This is a genomic window from Sphingobacterium spiritivorum ATCC 33861, assembly GCF_000143765.1.
In the GTDB taxonomy this organism is placed as follows: domain Bacteria; phylum Bacteroidota; class Bacteroidia; order Sphingobacteriales; family Sphingobacteriaceae; genus Sphingobacterium; species Sphingobacterium spiritivorum.
The window spans coordinates 285635-307658 of the sequence record NZ_GL379776.1 but is presented as its reverse complement, the minus strand read 5'-3'; the positions used below and the strand labels follow the sequence as shown (position 1 = coordinate 307658).

The 22024-nt window shown below is 39.2% G+C and carries 18 protein-coding genes; 17 read left to right on the top strand and 1 reads right to left on the bottom strand.

Annotation, left to right across the window (positions count from 1 at the left end):
* From HMPREF0766_RS20325 to HMPREF0766_RS20285, 9 genes are all read left to right on the top strand, one after another.
* A partial coding sequence (locus HMPREF0766_RS20325; protein WP_003001607.1) for an RHS repeat domain-containing protein occupies positions 1-2342 on the top strand: 2342 nt, incomplete at its 5' end.
* 6 nt (positions 2343-2348) lie between these two features.
* Positions 2349-2648: a hypothetical protein gene (locus HMPREF0766_RS20320; protein WP_003001604.1), complete on the top strand. Its 300-nt coding sequence runs from the start codon at positions 2349-2351 to the stop codon at positions 2646-2648.
* 313 nt (positions 2649-2961) lie between these two features.
* Positions 2962-3474 (top strand): hypothetical protein, encoded by a 513-nt coding sequence (locus HMPREF0766_RS20315; RefSeq protein ID WP_003001600.1) that lies wholly within the window; start codon positions 2962-2964, stop codon positions 3472-3474.
* Positions 3475-3497: 23 nt separating this feature from the next.
* Positions 3498-3692: a hypothetical protein gene (locus HMPREF0766_RS20310; protein WP_003001598.1), complete on the top strand. Its 195-nt coding sequence runs from the start codon at positions 3498-3500 to the stop codon at positions 3690-3692.
* Positions 3693-3845: 153 nt separating this feature from the next.
* Positions 3846-4121, top strand: a complete 276-nt coding sequence (locus HMPREF0766_RS20305) for a hypothetical protein (RefSeq protein ID WP_003001597.1) — start codon at positions 3846-3848, stop codon at positions 4119-4121.
* 33 nt (positions 4122-4154) lie between these two features.
* Positions 4155-4640 (top strand): hypothetical protein, encoded by a 486-nt coding sequence (locus HMPREF0766_RS20300; RefSeq protein ID WP_003001595.1) that lies wholly within the window; start codon positions 4155-4157, stop codon positions 4638-4640.
* A gap of 59 nt (positions 4641-4699) precedes the next feature.
* Positions 4700-5122 (top strand): hypothetical protein, encoded by a 423-nt coding sequence (locus tag HMPREF0766_RS20295; RefSeq protein WP_003001592.1) that lies wholly within the window; start codon positions 4700-4702, stop codon positions 5120-5122.
* A 58-nt stretch (positions 5123-5180) separates the two neighbouring features.
* Positions 5181-5405: a hypothetical protein gene (locus HMPREF0766_RS22635; protein WP_003001590.1), complete on the top strand. Its 225-nt coding sequence runs from the start codon at positions 5181-5183 to the stop codon at positions 5403-5405.
* A gap of 708 nt (positions 5406-6113) precedes the next feature.
* Positions 6114-6386 (top strand): hypothetical protein, encoded by a 273-nt coding sequence (locus HMPREF0766_RS20285; protein WP_003001588.1) that lies wholly within the window; start codon positions 6114-6116, stop codon positions 6384-6386.
* A 454-nt stretch (positions 6387-6840) separates the two neighbouring features.
* Here the strand turns inward: HMPREF0766_RS20285 and HMPREF0766_RS21995 are convergent, their stop codons facing one another.
* Positions 6841-7710: a hypothetical protein gene (locus tag HMPREF0766_RS21995; protein ID WP_003001587.1), complete on the bottom strand. Its 870-nt coding sequence runs from the start codon at positions 7708-7710 to the stop codon at positions 6841-6843.
* Between the two features lie 340 nt (positions 7711-8050).
* Here HMPREF0766_RS21995 and HMPREF0766_RS20275 point away from each other — a divergent pair, with 340 nt between their 5' ends.
* The 8 genes from HMPREF0766_RS20275 to HMPREF0766_RS20240 all read left to right on the top strand — a co-directional run bounded on the left by HMPREF0766_RS20275 (position 8051) and on the right by HMPREF0766_RS20240 (position 22024).
* Complete coding sequence (locus HMPREF0766_RS20275) at positions 8051-8467, top strand: type IV pilin protein (protein ID WP_003001586.1); 417 nt, start codon at positions 8051-8053, stop codon at positions 8465-8467.
* 27 nt (positions 8468-8494) lie between these two features.
* Positions 8495-8974 carry a hypothetical protein gene (locus HMPREF0766_RS20270; RefSeq protein WP_138944214.1) on the top strand — a complete coding sequence of 160 codons (480 nt, stop codon included), beginning with the start codon at positions 8495-8497 and terminating at the stop codon, positions 8972-8974.
* Positions 8975-8978: 4 nt separating this feature from the next.
* Positions 8979-10433 carry a GspE/PulE family protein gene (locus HMPREF0766_RS20265; protein ID WP_003001584.1) on the top strand — a complete coding sequence of 485 codons (1455 nt, stop codon included), beginning with the start codon at positions 8979-8981 and terminating at the stop codon, positions 10431-10433.
* A gap of 5 nt (positions 10434-10438) precedes the next feature.
* Positions 10439-12406 carry a secretin and TonB N-terminal domain-containing protein gene (locus HMPREF0766_RS20260; RefSeq protein WP_037460969.1) on the top strand — a complete coding sequence of 656 codons (1968 nt, stop codon included), beginning with the start codon at positions 10439-10441 and terminating at the stop codon, positions 12404-12406.
* A gap of 5 nt (positions 12407-12411) precedes the next feature.
* On the top strand, positions 12412-13656 hold the full coding sequence (locus HMPREF0766_RS20255; RefSeq protein ID WP_003001582.1) for a hypothetical protein: 1245 nt from the start codon (positions 12412-12414) through the stop codon (positions 13654-13656).
* Positions 13646-14179, top strand: coding sequence for a hypothetical protein (locus HMPREF0766_RS20250; protein ID WP_003001581.1), 534 nt, complete (start codon positions 13646-13648; stop codon positions 14177-14179). The genes HMPREF0766_RS20255 and HMPREF0766_RS20250 overlap by 11 nt, the downstream gene beginning before the upstream one ends.
* A gap of 283 nt (positions 14180-14462) precedes the next feature.
* On the top strand, positions 14463-18467 hold the full coding sequence (locus tag HMPREF0766_RS20245) for a hypothetical protein (RefSeq protein ID WP_003001580.1): 4005 nt from the start codon (positions 14463-14465) through the stop codon (positions 18465-18467).
* 53 nt (positions 18468-18520) lie between these two features.
* Positions 18521-22024: a DUF6443 domain-containing protein gene (locus HMPREF0766_RS20240; protein WP_003001579.1), complete on the top strand. Its 3504-nt coding sequence runs from the start codon at positions 18521-18523 to the stop codon at positions 22022-22024.

Genomic DNA, 22024 nt, shown 5'->3' with positions numbered 1-22024 from the left:
AGGTAGTACTGAGCCGTGATGCCAACCGCAGAGCAGCCGGAGAATGGCTGTTCAGCAAATACGATGCATTCGGCCGGGTGATTATGACTGGTATCTATACCAGCACAGAGAGTGCAGCAGCGCTTACCGCTCAGATCAACAGCAATGGCCAGACAGCAGGCCGGCTCTGGGAAAACCCGACAACCACAGACCAGGGCTATACCAATGCTGTCTTTCCGACGAATATTGCCTATTACCATACCATCAACTACTATGACCGGTATGACTTTCCGGAGAACAGCTTTGGCGCTCCGACAGGAAATCAGGCTTCCGGAGCACGGGTCAAGACCTTATTGACCGGCACTAAAACCACCACCCTGGGCACAGGTACTATGCTGCTGACCACCCACTATTATGACGACTATGGCAGAATAATCCAGAGCAAGAGTCAGAACCATATCGGTGGTACAGATATCACCGACAACAGCTACAGCTTCACCGGAGAACTGGAAAGCAGCACCCGCAGACATACCGTTAACGGACAAACCACTACTATCACCACCACCAATGAATACGATCATACAGGCCGTCTGGTCAACAGCAGACAACAGCTCAACAGTCAACCGGAAGTCACCTTACTGGCCAACAGTTACAATGAAATCGGTCAGCTCAAGACAAAGACAGTAGGCGCAGATCAGCAGGGGAATAACCCGGTCAATACCACAAATTACACATACAATGAGCGGGGATGGATGACAAGCAGTACTTCACCTCACTTCAGCCAGCAGCTCAGTTATCAGGATCCGGTCAAAGGAGCAGCTGCACAATGGAACGGTAATATCTCCGAACAGCAATGGGGGCAGACAACAACCCTCAACCAACACTTTGTATATAGTTATGACCGACTGAACCGGTTGACCAACGGAAGCAGCCCCACATCGGGCATGTCCGAATTACTGAACTACGATGATATGGGTAATATCACCCAATTGACCCGTGACGGCTCCGGGATCAGCTACAGTTATACCGGCAACAGGTTGAATACGGTATCCGGTGGTATCCATGGCAGCTACAGCTATGATGAAAACGGCAATGCAAAGACGGACCGTATGGGAATGAATCTAAGCTACAACTACCTAAACCTGCCCCGGCAGGTGACAGGAGCAGGGAACACGATTACCTACCTGTATGATGCAGGGGGCAATAAACTTCGAAAAATAGCTAACACCACGGGACAACGGGATTATACAGGCGGTATAGAATACCAGAACGGAGTAATCGAACTGATCCATACCGCAGAAGGAATAGCCTACCGGAATGCAAACGGCACATACAGCTACCGCTACAACCTGACGGACCACCTGGGCAATGTCAGAGCTACCATCTACCGGAATCCGAGTACAAATGCAGTAGAGGTACTGCAAAGAGATGATTACTATCCGTTTGGTTTACAGAAATCCCCGGGTCCTGTATATGGAAATAATAAGTATCTTTATAATGGGAAAGAGAAACAGGAAGAATTAGGTGGCCAGTTAGACTACGGAGCAAGGTTCTACGACCCTGTAATAGGAAGATGGAATGTAGCGGATCCGTTGGCGGAAAAGTTCTTCTCATCATCGTTTTATAATTATGTAGATAATAATCCGATTAGTAGAGTAGACCCTGATGGCCGGGCTTGGCTTACAAGGTATGTCAGTGAAAATGGAGAGACATTACTTAATACTAATGACGGAAGTGATGATGTTGTTGTAGTACCCTGGAATAGAACAAATGAATTTCTGGAGAGTGTTGAATACAGTCAGCGAATGCTTGACGAACCTAACTGGAACGAAAACTGGAAAGACGAGTTAGGGGTAGCAATCAGTGGAGATCTATTAAACGCTTATGGGTATAATAGATTAACAGAGAAAGGTCAGGCAGCAGCAATAGAGTACTTGTTTGGGTCCAGAAGTTTTGGTTCTTTCGTTCTTCAGGAAGCATTGGGACAATGGAGTGATCCAACTATCGCTCTACCTGCAATTGTTTCTGCAGCTGGAGCTGGAATAGGATCTTTTCAGGCTTTGTCAGCAAGAATAAATACAGTTAAGGGGGGAAAAGAAGTATTTAACTTTACTGGCAAGGCAGCAAGTCGAATGACTGATAAAGCAAGAGCTATTCCAATACAAACTATGGATGATATAATAAAAGCCCCAATGTCCGAAGTTAAAGATCCACAAGGAACAAGTGCACTTATGCATTATTCACAAATGTGGAAGAACGGTAAGTTATATAATGTTGAAGTTTTGTACGACAAAGCGACTAATACAATAATGCATTTTAAATATACTCAAAAGCCGTTGGGTTCTTTGCCTGCAATAAAATAATAACCTATGTTTGAAAAGAGCGATAAACGAAGATTATATCAGTTAATGGATATGTATTTATCAGGTAATATTAGCGATAAAGTTTTTTGTGATGAATTTTACTATTCTTATGATTTAGAAATTGACCTTGATACCCTTACTGCTATTGAAAAGGAAGCATTTTCGGAATTAAGCACTGTTTCGGATAGATTTTCTGAATTTGAAGAAGATCATATAAAATATCCTAAAGGTTTTTATACCGCAGAAGAGTTGAAGCAAAAAATAATTGAAACCGAAGAGAAGTTACAAAATCAAAGCCCGCAATAGTAGGCTTTTGTCATTTATCTGAAAAATCAGTTCAAAGAAAAAGGTTTACGCGTCGGCAAGAGATATTGGAAATATTGGTGCAGGATATGTCGCCGGACTACATGGCGTATCGTGGGGATGGGCAAGGAAAGCATTTGATAAATTGGAGTCTAAACAAAAGGGAGGAGCATCTGTGGAAACTGCTGGTACACAAAATGCTCAACGATTAGGTTGGGAAACAGGGATTAGGGATTCAAGAAGGGGAATAGGAGCCTTACCCTATCGTTGGATTAGGGCTGCACCAGGAGCTATAAACTATTTTAGAAAATAAATCATGCGAACCATATTTCTTATTACAATAGTTAGTCTTCTTTTTTCTTCTTGTGAGAGAAAAGAGGAAAAGAAAAGAAGTAATGATTTTTCTTTTTATTTACCAGATGCTGATCTATATATAACAACATCAAAAAGAATGGAGGGAGATTTTTATGTAATGTTTTCAAAAACGGATAGTATTAGCCGATTGTCAGACAGTACAGACTATATCAAGTGCGATATAGAAGATGTGCCTTTAATCATTGTGTTTGATCCAATTAATAAAGATAATATTTATATTAAATATCCTTATGTGGAAAAAATTAATAAAAAAAATCTTAATATTATTAAATTTAAAAAGAATGACTTTAATAACAAATTTTATCATAATGGAATTGGAGCTGGCCCTAATACATTGAAAAATCCCTACAAAAAATTATATGTGATACCTACATCTTATAATATTACTTTTCAAAGGGATTCGTCTTTTAATAGTCAGATAATAATAAAGAATGGAAATATGTGGGGTGAGTAAAGGGATTATGACTACGAAGCCAGATGACACCTGTCCGCCTATTGGCGGATGATCCTGTGATTGGACGGTGGAATGTGGTGGATCCGTTGGCGGATATATTTGAGAAAGTTTCGCCATTTAATTATGGATTAAATAACCCTATTTTGATGGTAGATCCTACCGGAATGGCTGCGGATACTACAAGAAGTGTAATGGGGCCCATAATCGATATTTATTGAACAATAAACAATTTTAGATGGCCAACATGGTCATATCATGTACCTATACTTGGTGCTGCGGCTGAAAGTGGGAATAATCTTGCAGATGGTAATTATATTGCTTCATTAGGAAATTTCAGTACCTCTTTAGCTGAGTTATATACAGCAGGTTTTTTGAGTCAATATAAAATTGGAACTACTTTAACGGGGCAGACTGTTAAGGAAACTACAAAAGCTGTTACAAGAGAAATTGTTAAAGATGCAAAAGGGAATCTGACAGATGGTGTTTATACAGTTTCAAAAGAAGCTATGAAAAAACATGTTGTGGGAGGTGTTCAAGGTAAAAGCATATTTTATCCAACTTTAGATCCTGAACAAGCAGTTTTAAAGGCAGCACAAAACAAAAGGCAGATGAGCTTGGGTCATGGGTTGGAAATAAAGCCAAAGTAACGGTTACAAATACTAATGTAGGAACACTAGGAAATGGACAACCAACTAACGTTATCAATGTATATAGAAATTCTTAAGGAACAATTCATGGAGCTCAGGGAAATTAATAAAACTAATGCTAACATAAATATTACAGATGAATTGGAGTCTGTTATGAAAATTAATAGTGAGTGGTCTTACTTACTTTTTTTTGAATGTGTTGAGCTATTTGAAAAGAGTAGATTTTGTGTTTCCTATTGGAAAGATGAAGATAATTGGATGACTCTCTCGGATGAGAGTAATATTATAGCATATATTTGGCGTGGATATCCATTAATTTTTTTAGATGAGAAATTTATTACAGTTGTGAAAAATATGGTATCTGATAAATATGATTCAGTATTAATTTCTGCACCAAATTTGGCGAGAAATATTTTTAAAATAGATGGTGACTTTAATCTTATTGACTTTGATTTAGGGTTTAACAAGAAGAGTTTTTCTGCAGAAGATTTTTGGTACCATACTAATGATTCAGTTTAATTGTACAAGCAGCATTGTAAAATGTTAGTACTTGTTTGTGTTAATAATAATCTATAATTATGAATGCCAGGACGGACCGTATGGGTATGAATCTGAGCTACAATCACCTGAATCTACCACAACAGGTGAGAGGAGCAGGAAATACGATTACCTACCTGTATGATGCAGGGGGAACTAAACTTCGTAAAACAGCTAACACCACGGGACAGCGGGATTATGCAGGCGGTATAGAATACCAGAACGGAGTAATCGAGTTGATCCACACAGCAGAAGGCGTAGCCTACCGGAATGCGAATGGCACATACAGCTACCGATACAACCTGACGGATCACCTGGGCAATGTCAGAGCCACCATCTACCGGAACCCGAATACAAATGCAGTAGAGGTCCTGCAAAGAGATGATTACTATCCGTTTGGCTTACATAAATCCCCAAATTCTGTATATGGAAATAATAAGTATCTTTATCAGCCAGCGGGCTGACAAGTGTTGGCAAAGAGAAACAGGAGGAGTTAGGTGGCCAGTTAGATTATGGAGCCAGATGACACCTGTCCGCCTATTGGCGGATGATCCAGTGATTGGACGATGGAATGTGGTGGATCCGATGGCAGATGAGTTTGAGGATTTATCTCCCTATAATTACGGGGTCAATAATCCTATCCTGATGATTGATCCTGATGGTATTGCGGCTGATACTGTTCGTTTACAGCCAGTTGATATATTTAAAGATGCTCCAAAACGAGAGCCTGTTCAGGGGTTTTGGTAACACGCAGTGTATACATTTTATGGAGGTAATTATGATGGATATCACTATGATAGACAAGGAAAAGTTCTTGGGTATAGCTCAATAACTGGAATAGCTCCCTCGCCAGGAATGATGAAAGCAAATCCTAGAGATATATTTAATATAGTGAAGAGTATTAAGGATTTCCTTTCTACAGCTAAAACAGTAGGTACTGTAATTACAAAAAACTCTGTTATATGTCAGACTGGACAGTTGTTGTCTATGTACTAGATCGGAAAGTTATTTCAAATGAGAAGTATCAATCTTCATTAAAAGAAATTGGTAATTCATGGTATTATTATTAACGCCCCTCTGGCTCGAGCATTTCGTTCGTATATAAGTTCTCAGAGCTACAATACCGGAATCCGAATACAAATGCAGTAGAGGTTTTACTAAGAGATGATTACTATCCGCCAGCTGGCGGATTACAGAAATCGCCAAATCCTGTATATGGAAATAATAAGTGTCTTTATCAGCCAGTGGGCTGACAAGTGTTGGCAAGGAGAAACAGAAGGAATTATCTCCCTAAACTCAATTTAAAGTTTTAAAACCTTTTGAAGTTCAGAAGTCATTGGCGTCACCAAGAATGTTTGGAGGTCAAACCGGATTTGGTATTCAATTCCAATCGTCTCTTGTTGCTGATATTTTAATCAAAAGAGGAATTATTTCACCATTTTAAAACTTAGGGAAATGACATTACAAGAATTGCATATTAAGCTTAAAGAATTGGGAGTGTCAGAAGATAGATATTATCTACATGGACTTTATGGTTCTGCCAATGACGAGGAGAAACTATCTCTTACTATTAAAAAAGGAATTTATACAGTAGAGTATGAAACTTACTACAAAGAGAGAGGAGAAAAACATTCAATGAGAACATTTACAAACGAAGATGATGCCTGCCAATATTTATATAAACGGTTTAAAGAAAATAAAGAAACAGAAGATAAATATTCGAAATGAGTTTGTTTAAAAAAAAATAGAAAATTTGGCTGCAAGGATAATAGGCATTCTATTTTTACTTTTTATTTTCGTTTTTTATCACTGATGTTTTTGGGAGTTCAGCCTACGAACTGGGGATTGTAGTTATTCTTCTGGTGATTTAAAAATTGTTGAAGAAACAAATTTACCTACGAGCCTAAATTTAAAAAATGTTATATCGACAGTTGCGTTTGCATTCGGTTGCCTTTGAAATGAAGCTGACAAGACGTTCTTATTATTCAGGGGTATAGTGTGGAACTCACTTTCTTGAAGCTATGAAAGCTCTATGTAAAACAATGTAACTGATGCAGGATTTGCTTCTTCAATTTCACAATTAGGGTAGATATTCTACGCTCTTACAGATGTGAAATTTAGAAACACTTTTTCGCACAGACAAAATCTGTTAACAAACTCTCTGATTGTAGAACTGCGATCCTTACTTCTTCAGTTCATGAATTTCTTTTTTCAGTTCTTTTACCTCTTCCGCATATTTTATAAGATAGAGTGTCAGTTCTTCTACTTTTTCTACCAGTGTTCGATTTATTTCCCCCAGTGCGACACCATTTTTTTCTATTTCTTCGGCTTTGGGGATTTTTGGGAGGTGGCCCTTTTCCCGGATATACGCGGCCAGTTCATCGAGTTCCATAAGCTTGTAGTCCTTTGCGAATACATAATCCGGCCAGTTGGCGGTTTCTACTTTAATTTCATGGGCTCTTATTTTTCCGTTGACAGAGAGTTTTTCCTGTGGAGAAATCGTTCCGATTCCCACATTACCCTGACTGTTCCAGATCCCATTACCGGAAAGATAAATATCTCCTTTAAACCTGTTTGTGTACGAAAATTCAGCAATATCTGTACCCGTCAAGGGTGCATCAATAATTGACCATCCTTGATAATAAGAAGGTTGATTGTAACCGGAGAAGGCATTTACATAGAACCGTTGAAAATATACTTTATCATCAATAAAAATAACTACTTTTCCTCCTTCATTCGCTAATAGGATTCTAGGCGTATATGCTCCTGAAGAGGAAATTACCGGTTGATAAAAATAGAGTACATTGTTATCATGCCAGATGTAAAAAGTGATCTGCAGACTCATTGGGGCTTTTGCGCCATAGCTATAGCCAATCAGATTAATAGTAGGCATATCTGCTGAGACGGTAAACGGAATATTGGTCTGGATTTTTACTCCATACTGAGGTGTTCCGTAAATTGCGTAGCGTGCGATGTCATTATATACCTGTGCTTTGGAGAGAGCTGTAATGCCTAAACATAATAGTAAAATAATAAATCTGATACAGTACATGTAGATTGGTAATTTAGTTTGGTGATTCTTATTTTCTTTTATGTGTAAATATACCTTATAATTTGAAATTTTAGAAATATATGTGAAATAAAATTTATATTTTTATTCATTTGGTTGTATCTTATGCAAATCCTCATGGATATTTATGCTCAATGGATATAATTTTAGTGAAATTTTTAGCTTCTGACCGGCTTAATGGCGGTATGTGTATATTTAGAGAGTATGCTATGCTTATCTTTTTTCTTACTTTCTAATGTTTTGAAACATAATTAATCGCATTGATTATTTTTTTGAACCCGAATATTTTATTACCTTTCGTCTAAATTTTGAAATAACCGTTATGAAGATTATTAACCAGCGTAGATTAAAAGCATATACCCTGACAGAGATACTTGTTGTATTGGTAATTATAGGGATTTTGATCTTGTTGGCATTGCCCAATTTATTGCCATTGATTACAAAGGCGAAGAGTACGGAAGCCAAAATGCAATTACAGCATGTGCAGACCTTACAACAAAACTATTTCTATGAAAAATCCAAATACAGTGGAAATCTGGAAGAACTCGGATTTGTTCAGGAAAAGCTAAGTACGGACGGTAAGGACGGAAAAGCAAATTATCGGATTGAGATCGTCAAAGCCGATCAAAATTCGTTTATAGCTAAAGCTACTGCTGTAGTGGATTTTGATGGTGACGGTACCTTTAATGTGTGGGAAATCGATCAGGACAAAAATCTGCGGGAAGTAACTCCGGATTAGTCTATGTGGCTGAAAATCTGTGTTGTATTGATTTTAGTCCTAATTGCTTATCAGGATTTCAGATACAGGGGAGTTACCTGGTATTTTTTTCCTTTACTTTTTCTGGGATTATCTGCAATAAGTATTCGCAATTACGGATGGAGTGAGGTCTTCCTTTACAGTACGTTGAATCTGGTTTTTATAGGTTTGCAACTCCTGGTCCTGCAACTTTACTTCCGTGTCAAAAATGGTCATTGGCAGTGGATATTTGATACTGTACTGGGGTGGGGAGATGTTGTGTTTTTTATAGCCATTGCCGTATATTTTACTGTATGGGGATATTTTATGTTTTTTGTACTGAGTTTGGCTTTTGCATTAGTAATGAGCCTTTTGCTGAGGATGGGAACTAAAAAAGAAATTACGGTGCCTTTAGCGGGATGGCAGTCCGTTTTATTTTTGATATTATTTGTATTGGAGCATTTTAATTATCTATCTTTAAGAGAAATAATTTTACCGAATTTTTATTAACCGAATGTCGATTGAAAAGGATAATACTCTTTTATTAGAAGGACGTAATTTATCTTCCGAGTTGCTGAATAGTATTCAAAGGAGTGCAGCCTGGCATTACAGGATTATACCTGTTGGCAAAGAAAATGGGGTACTCAGTTTTCTATATGATAAAGCGATAGATGAAGATGGTCTGCGGAATGAGCTGGATATGCTGTTTGATTCCGGATTTGAACTGACGGCCTGTGATACGGAACAGATCGAATTATTGCTGAACACCTATTATTTTGGTGAGCATAAATCTGAAGAACAAAGAATAATCCGTTCACTTTCTTTTGATCATGATTTTCTGGACAATCTGATTCAGGAAGCCAGACAGCTCAAAAGCAGTGATATCCATATAGAAAGTTATGAACAGAAGGGGAGAGTCCGGGTCAGAATAGACGGGATGATGGTCGAGCGATATGTGTTATCTAAAACAGATTATCCTGCGCTGATCAATAAGATCAAAATTCTGTCCAATATGGATATAGCCGAAAAAAGACTTCCTCAGGACGGAAGGATACATTATACTAAGGGAAAAGAGCAATTTGATATCCGTGTCTCCGTATTGCCTACACTGCATGGAGAGAAAGTCGTACTCCGTCTTCTGAATAACAATGCTGCAAATATCCATATCGATTCATTGGGAATGTCTCCTGAAGATCTCGAAAACTATCTTCACGGTATTAAAAAACCGAATGGTATCCTGCTGATCAGCGGACCTACCGGATCCGGTAAGACCACAACGTTGTATGCCACACTCAAACATCTGAATAAAACAACTACCAATATACTGACGATAGAAGATCCGATTGAATATACACTGGAAGGAATCAACCAGGTGCAGTTAAAAGAGAATATAGGATTGACCTTTGGTGCTGCGCTACGCACATTCCTGAGGCAGGATCCTGATATTATTATGGTGGGAGAGATTCGTGATCCCGATACCGCAAATATGGCTATCCGGGCTGCGCTTACAGGCCACCTTGTTCTGTCCACTATCCATACCAATTCCGCCTGGGGTACGATATCCCGTCTGATGGATATGGGGATTCCCAATTTTTTGATCGCCAATACCCTCAACACATCTGTAGCACAACGTCTGGTGCGTACATTATGTCCGAAGTGTAAAAAGATACAGGTATTGGATACAGCAATCTATCCGAAGCAGTTTGTGCCCTATTACACATTGACACAGCATGCTGTAGCAACAGGGTGTCCGGACTGCTATTATACGGGATTTAAAGGACGTAAAGCTGTCTATGAAATTATTCCTTTGGATCAGGGATTGGCGGAAGAAATCAAGAAAGGTAATACACAGGTGGAAGATGAATTGAAAATCAGAAAAATAAAGACATTAGGAGAAAATGCATTTGAACTTTTTGCTCAGCAGGAAACTACGATAGAAGAAATATATCCATTATTATTTAATTATTAACGACTATGTCCATTCGGATTTTTATCTTATTTATACTTTTTTGTTCCGGATTCTCTTGTGTCTGTCATGCCCAGCAGCCCGAAGAGAGTTACAGACGGGTGGAAGAGCGGCTTTATGCATTAGCAACTACAGTTCCCGGACTGCAGAAAAAAGTAAAACTTTCCGTTTCCGGAGTTTCGGTGCAGGAGTTTTTAAGAGCATTGGCACAAGCTAATGATTTAAATATCAATGTAGATCCCACTCTGAATTTTAATATTGTGAATAATTTCAGAGATGAAACAGCACTCAATGTTTTATTATTTCTGTCTAAAACATATCAACTGGATATTAATGTGATCGGAAGCATTATGTCTATTAGCAAATTACCGGGCGCCAGACCTGTCTATAAGGTCAAGGACCCCGATATTTCGTATAATGTAAACAACGGGGCACTGACCTACAATCTGCAGAATGATACCCTTACCCGGGTAGCACAGAAGATCAGTGCGATTTCAAATAAAAATGTCATTGTGCCTGTCAGTCTCAATGGTAAGCTGGTGTCAGGGTATATGGCTGAAGCACCTTTTGAGACTGCAGTTGAAAAACTGGCGTATGCCAATAGTCTTAAGTATAAAAAGACCAATGATAATGTCTACGTATTAGAAAATCTGATACCTGGCGAAGAAGTATTTATCAATGATGACCGTCAGACGGATATACGGTTCAGACCGGGAGCGCAACAGATTCAGGGTGCAGGAGGCATAAATGGTATGGGAGGTGGTAATACGGGGGGAAATAACTATGCGGTATACGGTAAAAGCAATGGAGACAAAGGCAAACTGTTTACTATTCAAGCTGCCAATACTCCTATTGGTGAACTGATAAAACGTGCTTCTGAAGATGCCAATGTCGATTACTTCCTTTACAGTCAGCTTGATGGTAATATCACCACAAATGTTAAAAATATCAGCTTTGATCAGTTTTTGAGCTCCATTTTTCAGGGTACTCCCTATACGTACAGGATAGACAATGGAATCTATCTGATCGGCAACCGTAAGAATGAAGGATTGCGTACAAGTAAGATTATTCAGTTGCAGCATCGTTCTATTGATACGATGATGACTATGATTCCTATGGAATGGAAAAGAGATGTGGAAATTAAAGAATTCAGAGAGCAGAATATGTTACTGCTTTCAGGTTCCTCTCCCCAGATTACAGAGATCGAAGCGTACATCCACAAACTGGACAAGATCGTACCGATGGTACTGATAGAAGTGACCTTACTGGATATTAATAAAGGTAATACAGTGAAGACGGGAATAAAAATGGGTGTAGCAGATTCCATTCCGCAAACTGGTGGTTCTTTATTTCCGGCACTAGATTTTACTTTTGGTGCGGGTTCTATTAACAGGTTCTTATCCTTTCTGGGAAAAAATAATGCCTTTAATCTGGGGAGGGTCACCCCCAATTTTTATGTGACATTAAGTGCACTCGAAGCTAATAAAAATGTAGAGATGCGTTCCATTCCCAAGTTGTCTACACTCAATGGGCATCAGGCAAAACTCAGTATAGGTAGCAAACGATATTACAAAACCACCACTCAAAATGTAATTCCTTCTTTACAGACAACAACGGTCACTACAGAACAATTTACACCGGTGGAGGCCAATATGAATATTGATATTAAGCCTGTTATATCCGGAGATGATCAGATTACACTTAAAATTACAGTTGATATTTCTGACTTTGTGGGAACTGTAAAGGATGGACAGCCACCACCTACATCCACAAGCAAGTTTGAATCTATTATACGGGCCAGGAATGAAGATATGATTGTGTTGGGAGGTATAGAGCGTACGGAGAATAGCAGCAGTGGCAGTGGTGTGCCTTTGCTTTCGCGTATTCCCGTACTAAAATGGCTGTTCAGCAGCCGTGAGAAAACCACTAATAAAGTTGTTTCTGTAGTATTTATCAAACCGACAATTATTTATTAAAAACAGTGAGTTTACCTGCATTTATCCGACAATTCTATCAGATCCAATCCTGCTATGGCATCACTTATGCACGTGAGGGAGATCAGGTGCGTCTGGAGTATTGCAGACTACAGTTAGAAAAAGATACACTCAATATAGCAGAGACAGGCATGGCTGCCGGTTGGCAGGAGCTTTCAAAGAAGCTGGAGCCTAAGTTGCCGATAGCTTTGCAGGTTGGAGGTAAGCAGGTGCTTGTCAAGGAGGTGAATTATACAAGCGAAATAGGCACAGCACAGATAGTGGAGATCTTTCCTAATTTTTCAGAAGAATCCTTTTATTATTCTATACATCAGGGACAGCATATGAGCTGGGTTGCATTGGTACGCAGGAATGTGGTAGATCAGTTGATCGAAGAAATCACCGCATCCGGCAATACTGTTGTGCAGCTTTACATTGGGCCTTTTTTATATAACGCTGTTCTGTCGCAGATCAACAAATATAACGGGCACTATATAGTCGACGGGCATACGATTCAGATTGATAAAGAAACCAAAGAATGGCTTTCTTACAGCTACTCCAGAGATGCTATCGAAAAATATACAACAAAGATAGGAACACAGGTTATCGATCAGCGATTTCTGGGAGCCTATGCAGCAGGTTTCTCCTGTCTGATGTATGATTATCTGGAAGAAGATCATGCTGTATCCGTAGATTCTGTAAATTCAGATTACATTGAACTACGGGAAAAAATCAGATTTAATAAAAATCTGTTACTTATTACCGGCATACTTTTTACCTTACTGGCATTGAATGCTGTTGTTTTCTCTTATTATTACGGGCGTAATCAGGAACTCGAATCACAGGTTACAGCTCAGCAAAGTACAGTGACGGATATCAATAAGCTGCAAAAAAGAATAGAAGTACAGGAACAGCAAATAAAAGCGCTGGGATGGAACGGAGGGGTGCGCCAATCCTGGCTGCTGGATCAGATAGGGCAGTCTCTGCAGGGATTTTCTGCAATCATTATCTCCGGTATAGCCATTAACCCGGCGTCTGACAGTAAAAATGAAATAAAAGATATAAATCTGTACCAGCGTATACTCATAAAAGGACAATGTCTGTCACTGTCGCAACTAAATGCCTGGATCCGGCATCTCGAGCGGAAAGGATGGATAGAAAAGGTCTCTATTGAGCAATTCGGAGCAGGTCAGGATCAGGTACAGGACCCATTATTTACTTTACAGATTCAGTTTAACGATCATGTGGAATAAGCTATCTTACCATAAGAAAAATAAGCTGCTATATACTGTTGCGGCAGTAGTGTTTGTTATCTGCTGGATCTTTGCTTTTAGCAAGACATGGGATGCGTATTCCCTGAACAACCGTCTGGAGCAACAGATCGGAACAGGGACGGATAATAGTAAGGGAAGCAAAAATATGATTGTCAAAAGCCGGGTACTGGATAGTTTAGTTTCCAGATACCGTAAAGACTCTTTACAATGGAATGATAATTTTATAATGAATGCCAGTAAAGGTATGACCGACCCCGCAATCAACCTTTCATATAATAATGCCTCTTCTGGAAAGCGTAGTAATGATGCTGACACTTTAGCGCTTCGCAAAACCATTATGGTGAGCGGAACATACAAAGGACTGGTGCAGCAGATACAAGCACTGGAAGCCCTTCCTGAGCTGGGACTGCTGTCAAGAGTAATCCTCAAAACTAAGGATTCACGTTATGATCAGGATGCAGCCACTATCCAGACAGAACTGGAGTTTCGGGTGGTAAGGTAAGATGTTTTATTTATTGTGCAGATATTTAAAATTTAAAATCTTGTTTTTATTCTTTAATAATCTTCTTTAAATAAGGTTTTTTTAATTCTTTTATTGATTTTTTTTGTTTTCCAAAGAATTTTTAGTCTTTTATTTTAAAATTATTTTACAATAAATATTTTTATTCGAAAAATATTTGCAATATTTGCTATAAATATTGTTTAAATCTGTGCTCTTTCTTTAATTCTTTTGGATGTTGCAAAGAGATGATTTATAGAGGCCAATTAACCAAGAATCGATCATTATGAATTTTTTATGTATATGCATAAGTACTCTGCTTTTACTTATTGTCAATATTGCATCCGCTCAGGATGTTAAACTTTTTCAGGTAACTTCAAAATCTCCGAATGTAGCAGGATTTGAAAAGTTTAAGGAAATTCCGGTTGGTTTAGGAACAGGGACTTTGGATCTTCAGATACCTCTATATGATATAAAGGTCGGCAATGTAACGATTCCGCTTTCTTTGAAATATAACAATAACGGGCTGAAGGTTGATGAAATTCCATCGTGGGTTGGGTTAGGTTGGAATCTCTGGACAGGTGGATATATAGTTATGCGCAGGAATGGTATATATGACTTTGATTCCCAAAAGGGCATGTTTCCACATGGTAAATATTCTTTAGACCGTTATTTTGCTAACCAAATGGGTGCTCAGGAGACGTTTTACTATATGGAAGATATTATTGCAGGGAATATAGATTCCGAATATGATGAATATATATACAATTTTTCTAATCAAAGCGGATCTTTTATTTTTTTAAATGAATCTTCTACCCGAACTAATCCTAAATCAGATATCAGGATTTCCAGAACAGCTTTAGGATTTAAAATTATTGATCAGCAGGGAAATACATTCTTTTTTGAAGCTTTTGAATCGAATGATGTAGTCAATCCTATCAGTGTATCTTCTGACAGTCAGGGCGGAGGTGCCTATTATGTCACAAAGATTATTACAGCTGATAATAAAGTAGCAAGTTTTACTTATAAAAGCTATGCCTTACAATACTCCAAGTCCACAGATTTTGTAATGTATAGTGATGCAATTGACTGTGGCCCGCAAAGTTCTATCGGTCAAAATGTAGCAATGACGCGAATAACCTATATGCTTCCTGACAGGATTGATTTCCCGATGGGGCATATTAAATTTGATTATTCGTTAAGCCCGAGGGAAGATCTTCGAAAAATTGACCCCAATAGTATAGCGCCTTTTCTTACCGGATTTTCCGTTTATAATGGAATTGGAAAAATACAAGAGTATAAATTCAATATAGGGTATTTCGCTTCCGGAAGTCGTCTCAGGCTTAATGGAATAAGCCAGATGGGAACAGGACAACAATCAAAAAAATGGAATTTCGAATACTATGGTTCTAATGACGGATTTCCGGATTTTTTTTCAAAAGCCAAAGATCATTGGGGATATTATAACGGAGCATATTCAGGTAATAATATTCCTAAAGCAGATTACACTTCCCTGATAACCAACAGTTCTAGAGCCATGGGTTTTCTTACTCCTGCTGCAGAAAGAACAAGTAATTTTAAATTTGCTAAAATAGGTATGCTAAAGGCTGTGGAGTACCCTACAGGAGGTATTTCAGAATTTGAATATGAACAAAATCAGTTTTTATTTCAAAATTACAACAATGCTGTGTTTTCACCCTGGATGCTTCCTTATAACACATCTACACAATACACAAAAAACATTGCTGGTGCTGACGTGATAGATGGGACTACTGTTACAGGGAGTTTTACTATCCCGCAAGGTGGCGGATACTACAGGTTTTCCTCTTACAGAATACTTTCTCCGGATTATTTATACAGCCATCCGGAAATTAGGTTTACGGGAAGCAATTCTAATTCGATAAATATGTTAAACCAAATTACAAATAAATGTGATTTTCCAGCCAGACAATGCATTAGTGATGAAGTTATATTTTTAGGAGCCGGGACGTATTATTATACTGTTACTGGATCTTACTATGAACCAGGGACAGGTGGGACTTATTATTTATATGCAGGCTTTAATATTACCGGAAAGGAAGATAATATAACGACTAATCTTTACCCGGTTGGAGGAGGAAGAGTATTCCGCATTACTACAAAATCGGATGTAAATGCATTACCATTGGTGAAAAGATATCATTATAATGATAGTCTCCATAATGTAAGCATTAAAAATACACCAAATTATATGACTGTGACAAATTCCGTCTCGGATAGGCTGCCACCCTATGGTTCAGCTGTTGGTTGTGCAAGTTGTGGATTTTTATATACTGTCAATGAAGAAAATGTACAGCCTGTCGCAGGCGCTACTATTGAATACGGACTTGTCACAGAATATAACGATGCTTTGGGGACATTAGGAAAGGTAGAAAAGAAACTTAATTTCTCTGAAAATATTGGTGGAAATTATACGATGCCTTATGTCGCTCCCGCTAATACTTCGTGGCGTGCAGGGACCTTGCACACAGAAAAAATCTATGAGGAGACACAATCTGTACCCAAGCAGGAAAATAAGTATTCATATTATGCGAACTACAGCGGCTCTCATGTTAACGGACTCAAAGTGGCCTATGATATTTATTGTCCGGTTAATCTTCTGCAGAATACCTACAGAACAGCATTGGTTACTTTTATAAGTGAAGATTATAAACCTTTATCGAGTACAAAGAAATTGAATGAAACAGGAGTTTCAGTAGTACAAAGTCAGACACAGGAATATAATTCTGCAAGACATCAGTCTCCTGTTGTCACATATCAGGATAATAGTGACGGGGCAAGAATCTCAAACCTGGTAAAATATGTCTTTGATTACGACAATCTGACTATAGCTAATGATAATGCTGCAATGGGGCTAAAGCAATTGAAAAATGCCAATATAAATGTCCCTGTTGAAGAACTTACAGTTCGTAGAATCAATAATGTAGATTATATAACAGCTGGTACATTAAGAACATACAAAGCAAATCAGAGCGTTCCTGATGAAATTTATGTTCTTGCATTAAGTAATCCTATTCCGTTAACTGAGTTTATACGGACATCTGTCAACGGATACGGGTTGTTTGTAAAGGATGCAAGGTACAGATCTGAACTGAAATTTGATATTTATGACAGTAATTCAAATATTCTGGAACAACATCGAAGAGATGGAATAAAAACAGTATATCTCTGGTCTTACAGTAATCAATATCCGGTAGCTGAAGTACAAAATATAGATTACGCTTCTTTTTCCAATGTCTTAGGCATCGGAAATATTACAGCTTTTACCAATTTGCCAAATCCGGACAAAAATTCAATTGAACAATTTCTTGCGCCTCTGAAAAGTGTATTTCCAAATGCAGCAATCAAATCGTATAGTCATATTCCTTTGGTAGGTATGAACAGTAAGACCGATTCAAGAGGACAGACGGAATATTATGATTATGACGGATCAGGAAGACTGATGGCTATCAGAGATCATCAAGGCAATCTGATAAAAACATTTTGTTATAACTATAAAGGCGATCAGGTTGATTGTAATCTTTCTATAACAGCTGATATGCTCACACTCAGACTACGTTCAGTAACCGGAGGTTCAAACCTGAGCTATGCGACAGTACTTCACAAGGTGACAGGTGAGATCATCTCGACTTCCAAATTTCCGGATAATGCTACGGAAACAGCCAGGCTGAATGTACCTGTAGCCAATCTTTTATCCGGAAATCTGCTTCTTAAGTTCAGCTCGATGGCATACAGACCGATGTTTCCGGATTACCGTCCGGCCGTGAACTATCAATATCAACTGGGACCTGTCGGGCCATTATGGAAGATATCCGATGGAACAAGCGGAAATACAGGAAAGATTCTGGAAGTTCCTATGGAAGCTGCGTGGCTAGTGCCGGGTCAGGATTATACGATTACTATGGATGATGAATCTCCTCAGGTTGTTGCTCCTGTTTCTGAGTTCTATACTTCTTCAGAGTTTGAACATATAAGCAGCAATTTCTCTTTGTCCGGAGGAAGAGTTTCAGGTAGTCTGAATCTCAGAATCCTCTCCCAGCCAGTGTTAGGTTACGGTGGATTTGTGTATGTAGGAGCTTTCAGCAATGATGCTTATATGCCAGCGGCAAACAGGTCTTTCATCTCCGGGAACTGGCTGTGTGAGGTCAGATACGGAGCTTCTCCGAGACTGCACATCAAATGGAATGGTAGTGGTAATCCGCCCTGGTCTACAGGGAGCCCGGTTTACCTTAATATCAATTATAACAAGTAGCCAATAGAGTATAAAAAGCTAAATACTAGTTTTATAACTAAACCCCGGAGATCATGAAAAGACAGTTTTTATCCGCCATATCAACCTTATCAACTCTATTAACCTTATTAGCCCTCTTCACACTATCGACTGTTGAGGCACAAAATACAGATCTGACGCTGGATAGTTATAAGGGGCAGGGGCAGATCCGTGCAAAAGGAAGTGTCACACTGAAGCCGGGGTTTCATATACCTCCGGGCAGTACGGTACGGATTTATACCAGCAGCAGCCTGCAACAGCATCCCGCTTTACAGACACAGCCAAGCGGTAATCAGAATTATATCCTGACCCGTACCTTCCGAAAAGCAGGGGTAACGTTAGCTAACCTTTCTGAGTCGCGGACAGTGGAAGAGGAAAACCAAAGCGTACAGTACTTTGATGGATTAGGACGTCTGACGCAGGCTGTACAAGTCATGGCTTCACCTTCCCACAAAGACATAGTTCAGTATGTAGAATACGATGAGTTTGGGCGGGAGCGTAAAAAGTATCTGCCTTATGCTGCTTCGGGTAATATATACGGAAACTATAAATCAACAGCTGGAATAGATGTGCAAAATTACTACAGCCCTTCGCAGGGGTGGGATGCAGCAGTGACAAAGACTGCAGTACCCTTTTCAGAAACTTTATTTGAGAATAGTCCTTTAAGTCGTGTGCGGGCTCAGGGAGCTCCCGGAGATGCCTGGCAAATAAATAATGGGCATGTCGTCCGTACAGATTATGGAACCAATACTGATTCAGAAGTCAGATTGTGGACGCTTAACACTAATGGAGACGGAGCTTCATCGGAGTATTACATGCCGGGTAGATTATATAAGACAATTATTAAAGATGAAAACTGGACCAGCGGAAAAGCTGGCACTGTAGAAGAATTTAAGGATTTTGAAGACAGAACCGTATTAAAGCGAATGTGGAATATCAATGAGCAGACGCAACAGGAATATGCATTAAATACCTATTATGTGTATGATTATTTAGGAAATCTGCGATATGTAGTTCCACCTGCTGTCACATCAGGTAGTTTTACAGAAGCCAGTTCAGATTTCAGGAACTATATCTATGGGTATAAGTATGATGAACTTCAGCGTGTAGTAGAGAAACATATTCCCGGTAAAGGCAAGGAAGAGTTTGTATATAATAATAATGATCAGGTGGTTCTGAGCCGTGATCCCAACCGGACAGCAGCCGGCGAATGGCTGTTCACCAAGTATGATGCATTCGGCCGTGTGATTATGAGTGGGATATATAGCAGTACGGAGAATGCAGCGGCGCTTAGCAATCAGGTCAACAGCAACGGACAGTCAGTAGGACGGTTATGGGAAATCCCGACATCTTCAGGTGAAGGTTATACCAATGACATCTTCCCGATGAATTTGACGTCTTCCCAACTTATACATTATTATGACCGGTATGATTTCCCGGGAAATATATTTGGTAATCCGACAGGCAACCAGGCTGCTGACGGACAGGTGAAAACCTTGCTTACTGCAACAAAAGTAAGGACCATAGGCACGCAGGAGATGTTGTTGACTGTGAATTATTATGATCTGAAAGGACAAGTGGTGCAGAGTAAAAGTCAGAATCATATCGGTGGAACAGATATTGTAGACAATACTTACAATTTTGCCGGTGAACTGGAATCCAGTATCCGCAGACATACCGCTAATGGCCAGACCACCACTATTGCTACAACAAATGAATATGATCATACAGGACGGCTATCCTTTATGAAGCAAAGAATTAATAATCAGGATGAAGTCACTTTACTTTCCAATAGCTACAATGAAATCGGTCAGCTGAAAACTAAGGCTGTAGGAGCCGATGTGTCAGGCAATAATCCGGTGAATACTACTGCATATGATTATAATGAACGGGGATGGCTGACATCAGGCCGTTCGGATTACTTTAGTCAGCAACTGAGTTATCAGGCAACTGCAAAGGGAGCAATCCCGCAGTGGAATGGGAATGTGTCAGAGCAGCTATGGGGACAGCGTTTATCTCTAAATGAATATTTTGTCTATAGTTATGATCAGCTCAATCGTCTGAAAGAGGGGAGTAGTCCCTCAGGTATGAAAGAACGGATGGAATATGATAATATGGGTAATATTCTGAAATTAATCCGTAATGATTCTCCGATCCATTACAGCTATACAGGAAATAAACTGGATCTGGTATCGGGCCTGGTTACAGGCGGATATAGTTATGATGCCAATGGTAATGTTACGTCGGACCGTAACAATATGCAGTATACATATAATTTTCTTAATCTACCCCTGCAAGTCATGCAGGGAAACAAATCCGTTACATATCAGTACAATGCTATGGGAGGTAAGCTTCGTAAAACGTCCGGTGAGAGCGGACAACGCGATTATATAGCAGGTATAGAATATCAGAACGGTGTCATCGATCTTATTCATACAGGAGAAGGTGTCGCCATACGGAAAGCTGATGGTACTTATAGTTACAGATACAATCTGACCGATTATCTTGGTAATGTGAGGGCAACAGTCTATCGTAATCCTGCAAATAACAATGTAGAAGTTTTACAACGTGATGATTACTTTCCGTTTGGATTACAGAAATCAAGCCCGGTGTCCGGCAATAATAAGTATCTTTATAATGGAAAGGAGAAACAGGAAGAGCTGGACGGACAGCTGGACTACGGAGCCAGATTCTATGATCCGGTAATCGCAAGATGGAAAGTGGTGGATAAGTTAAGTGAAGTCTACAGAGAGGTCTCTCCTTACAGTTATGCACTGGCAAATCCTCTAAAGTTTATCGATAAAGACGGTAATTTTATTGTAGACAAGGACGGCAAAATAATTGCTACTCCCAAACTTGATCAGAACGGCCGACAGATTATAAGGACTGCGACCCACTCAGGGGCACAATATATGGCCTTTACCATCAAGACGAATAAGGGAACTGAAGTAGAAGTCTGGAAATTGGTCAGTGAAAATAAAGCAGACAGAACTCCTCCTCCCGGGTACGAGGTAGATCTGTCTACAAATTGTTATGGTTTTGTGCTCACAGATGGCGAATTTTATATGCCTGTATATGATGTATACGATAATGCAGACGGTGTAACCAGAAGTACTGTTAACGGGAGTCAGGAAAATGCATCTGTATTTCTCAAAAGAATTCTGGAAGAAGAAGGGATTATGGTAGATTACGCTACGGACGGGACACATATTACCGCCCGTAATGCTCAGGATGGAGTCTTTATGCCTTTAAGACATATCTTTCGGAAAAAAAATAATTCCTGGCAGGCAAAGCATGGCTATTGGGGTCCTGTATATGATAAGCCGGTGTCTGAGCCTCTTTCATTTGAAGGAGCCGCTACAGCTAGAGATTTTTCTTCATTTGCTAAAGGTGAATTTTATCCCTATAAGGATAACCGTCCTACTAAAAACTATACCGGGGTAAACTATAATGTAAGTATAAACGGGATGAATTACAATGATTTAAATCTGGATGAGTTATTGCGGATTATTAACGGATTCCTAAATAATCAACCATAA